The organism is Pseudomonas sp. COR18, from assembly GCF_048568395.1.
Classification (GTDB): Bacteria; Pseudomonadota; Gammaproteobacteria; order Pseudomonadales; family Pseudomonadaceae; genus Aquipseudomonas; species Aquipseudomonas fuscovaginae_B.
This window is the reverse complement of record NZ_CP183808.1, coordinates 5,219,599-5,223,706: the sequence shown is the minus strand read 5'-3', so window position 1 is coordinate 5,223,706 and position 4,108 is coordinate 5,219,599. Positions and strand designations below refer to the sequence as shown.

Sequence of the window (4,108 nt, the reverse complement as noted above, 5' to 3'; positions counted from 1 at the left end):
AGTGAGACCTGCTTTAAATTCGGAAACGGTTGACGAGAAAGTCCATTTTCAAAGGCAACGTGTCAGCGGTACGGCGCGCCCTTGTACTGGCGGAGCGGCATTTCTGGCCGGCTCGGACAGGAGGTTGAAGGAAAAATGGCGTCAATTAGCCATCACTGTTTCGGTATTTGAGAAACTAAATCATCCGCATGGCAGTGGCTGACACGGCAAGCGGGGACACCCCCCGACATCTGTCCCGGGCTGGAGGGGGCTTTGCGGAACTTTTTGAGAGGAGGGAGTGAAGGGTCGCCCAAGGCGAATCGTCGGAATGCCGCCCACGGCAAGCCGGCTCCGACAGGGACCGCGTCATGCCCGGAATGAGCACATGACACGAACCCCGTGGGAGCCGGCTGGCTGGCGATAGCGGTCTTGCTGCCACCGCGCAGCAAGTCAGCGCAGCGTCACCGCTACAGGCGACGCTTGCGGTTCAGGGTCGGAATGGTGGTCGCCGGCACCTGTACCTGCTGCACGCGGCCGACGGACTTGGCCGCCAGTGCCGCCAGGGTCGGCTGGCTGAACACCTCCCGCGCATCGGCATTCAGTCCCGCCTGGCGCATCCGCGCCACCAGACTGACCGCCAGCAGCGAGTGCCCGCCCAGCTCGAAGAAGTGGTCGTTGCGCCCTACCCGCTCGATCTTCAGCACCTCGGCCCAGATCTCGGCCAGGGCGATCTCCACCGGACCACGAGGCGCCTCGTAGTCGCGACTGATCACCGCATCCTGGCCCGGCGCCGGCAAGGCCCGCCGATCGAGCTTGCCGTTGGGACTCAACGGCAGCACGTCGAGCTGCACGTAGGCCGAAGGCACCATGTAGTCCGGCAGCAGCCCCAGCAGGTAGCCACGCAGCGCCTCGATCGTCGGCACCTGGCCGGCCACCCGTGCCGTGAAGTAGGCCACCAGCCGCTCGTCACGCATCAGCACCGCCACTTCGCGCAGCGCCTCATGCGACAGCAGTGCCGCCTCGATCTCGCCCAGTTCCAGGCGCAAGCCATGCAGCTTCACCTGGAAGTCGTCCCGACCGAGGAACTCGAGGTTGCCATCGGCGCGGTAACGCACCAGGTCGCCCGTCCGGTACAGGCGATCACCCGCCACGAACGGACTGTCGATGAAGCGTTCGGCCGTCAGCTTCGCCAGGCCGAGGTAGCCGCGGGCGACACCGACACCGCCGATATGCAGTTGCCCGCTCACCCCCAGTGGTACCGGTCGATCATGGGCATCGAGCACGTACACCCGGGTGTTGCAGATCGGCCGGCCGATCGGCAGTTGCAGCGCCGGTACCGGCGCGCCCGGCTCCAGGGTCCAGGCGGTGCTGTCGACCGTGGCCTCGGTCGGGCCATAGACGTTGTGCAGGCGCACCTGCGGCAACTTCGCCTGCACCGCCTGGGCCAACGCTGCCGTCAGTTCACCACCGCCACAGAAGACGTCCGTCAGGCTGGTGCACTGGCTGACTTCGCCCTGTTCGAGGAACTGCTGCAGCATCGCCGGTACGAACTTGATCACACGGATCCGCTGCTCGCGTACCAGGCGCACCAGGTAGTCCGGATCGCGATGCCCGTCGGGACGCGCCAGCACCAGGCGCATGCCGACGGTCAGCGGCCAGAAGAACTCCCAGACCGAACCGTCGAAACTGAACGGCGCCTTCTGCAGCAGGCCACTGTTGCCCATGTCCGGGCACAGCTTCGAACTCCAGTGCATCAGGTTGCACAGGCCACGGTGTTCGAGCGCAACGCCCTTGGGCGTGCCGGTGGAACCGGAGGTATAGATCACATAGGCCAGGTTCGACGGGCCGAGGTCGGCGATCACCGGATCGCTCACCGGGCGGTCGTGCCAGGTGTTGCGGTCGAAATCGACCAGCGGGAGGGTCACCGACCCCAACAGGTCGCGCGTCGCCTGGTGCACCAGCACCGCCACCGCCGAGCTGTCCTGCAACATGTAGACCAGGCGCTCCAGCGGATAGCCCGGATCCAGCGGCAGATAGACACCACCGGCCTTGACGATCGCCCACAGGCCGATGACCAGCTCAGGTCCACGCTCGACGCAGATCGCCACCCGCGTATCCGGTCGCACGCCCTGCTCGCGCAGATGGCAGGCCAGTTGGTTGGCGCGCTCATTGAGCTCGCGATAGGTCAGGTGCCGCTCGCCGGCCACCAGCGCCACGGCGTCCGGGGTCCGGCGCACCTGCTGCTCGAACAGGGCCTGAATGCATTGCTCCAGCGGGTGGTCGGCCTGTGTCGCATTGAGCTCGTCCAGCAGGTACCGACGCTCCGCCGGCGGCAGGATCGGCAAGCGGTCGAGGGCCGTGCCCGGTGCCCGGGCGAGGGTTTCCACCAGCCCATCCAGGGCCGTCTCCAGGTAGTCCAGCACCCGTTGCGCACCCAGCGACCGCGGGGCTGTGGCCGCCAGGCGGTAGTCCTCGCCGAGATCGTCGATCGACAGCATCACCAGGTGACTGACGATCTGCGCACTGTCCAGCAGCTCGACGCCGGTGTGCACCGCGCCCACCGGTGCCGCGGCACTATGCCGGTAGTTGAGCAGGCTGTTGAACAGCGGCGTGGTGGCGGGAACCGCGCTGCAACGCTGGGCCAGGGCCAGCGGCGCATGCTCGTGGGCCAGCAGCTCGGTCAGCCGCTGGTGGGTATGCCGCAGGGCATCGACCACGCTCTTGCCGCCCAGGTTTATCCGCAAGGGCAAGGTATTGATGAACATGCCCAGGGCCCGGTCGGCCCCCGCCCCGGCCTGCAAACGGCCCAGCAGCACGGTACCGAACACCACATCGTCACGGCCCGACAACCCGCCCAGCACCTGTGCCCAGGCCAGATGGTAGAGGCTCGCGGCGCTCACCCCCAGTTGCCGGGCAACACCGCGCAGACGCCGGGCCAGCTCACCGTCCAGCGCCTGCTCCAGGCGTTCATGGTCCTGGCTGTCGCCCTGGCGCCGCTGCATCCCGAACGCCAGCGTCGGCTCCTCGACATCACCCAGCAATTCACGGAAAAACGCCTCGTGCCCGGCTTGCCGCTCGTCCTGACGGACTTGCGCGACATAGTTGCGGTACGGCACCGAGGGTGCGAGCTGGTGCTCATGGCCGCGCATGTGCGCATTGATTTCCGCCAACAGCACGGCGGTGGACGTCGCATCGTTGATCAGGTGATGGAAACGCAGCAGGCCCACCCAGCGGCCATTCGCGGCATCTTCGGCGCAGGCCAGCGCCATCAGCGGTGCCTGGCGGATGTCCAGCGGACGCTGTACCGGGTCGAAACGCGCCAGCAACTGCGCACCGACGTCCCCCGCATCGGCTGCCAGCTGCGGCATTTCAACCGCCAGCCGGGCCTCGCGCCAGACCACCTGCACCGGTTGTTCGAGGCCTTCCCAGGCCAGGCTGGTGCGCAGGATGTCGTGCCGCGCGATCACCGCCTGCAGCGCCTGGGCAAAGGCCTCCAGGCGCTGGCGATCATCGAAGGCGAACAACGCGTATTGCTGGTAGGGATCGCCCGCGGTGGCGGTCATGTGGTGATAGAGCAGCCCTTCCTGCAGCGGCGCCAGCGGATAGATTTCCTGCACGTTGGCGGCGTGGCCGGGGACGCCGGCGACGATCCGGTCGATGACCTCCTGCTGCAGTTCCACCAGGGCCAGCATCGACGGGGTAAGGGACTGGCAATCGGCTGCGACGCGGTTGGCGGGGACCTCGACGGCCTGGCGCGCCGTCACCGAGGCGGCCAGCGCCGCCAGGGTCGGCTGGCCGAACAGCACCTGGACATCGGCCTGCAGGCCGGCCTGGCGCATGCGCTCGACCAGCGCCACGGCCAGCAGCGAGTTGCCTCCCAGTTCGAAGAAATGATCCTGGCGCCCGACCCGCTCGACCTGCAGCAACTCGGCCCAGATCCGCGCCAGGGTGGCTTCGACCGCCCCTCGGGCGCCTGGTACTCGCGGCTGACCAGCGCCTCGCTGTCCGGGGCCGGCAGGGCCCGGCGGTCAAGCTTGCCGTTGGCCGTCAGTGGCCAGGCGTGCAGTTGCACGTAGGCGCTCGGCAGCAGGTGCCCCGGCAGTTGGCCCTGCAAATGGCCGTGCAGGGT

General features: G+C 67.6%; 1 protein-coding gene. It reads right to left on the bottom strand.

Features of this window, described 5'->3' with window-relative positions; all coding sequences use genetic code 11:
- Positions 1–446: 446 nt before the first annotated feature.
- Positions 447–3,905: an amino acid adenylation domain-containing protein gene (locus tag ACM62G_RS24040; protein WP_419735757.1), complete on the bottom strand. Its 3,459-nt coding sequence runs from the start codon at positions 3,903–3,905 to the stop codon at positions 447–449.
- Between the last annotated feature and the right edge of the window lie 203 nt (positions 3,906–4,108).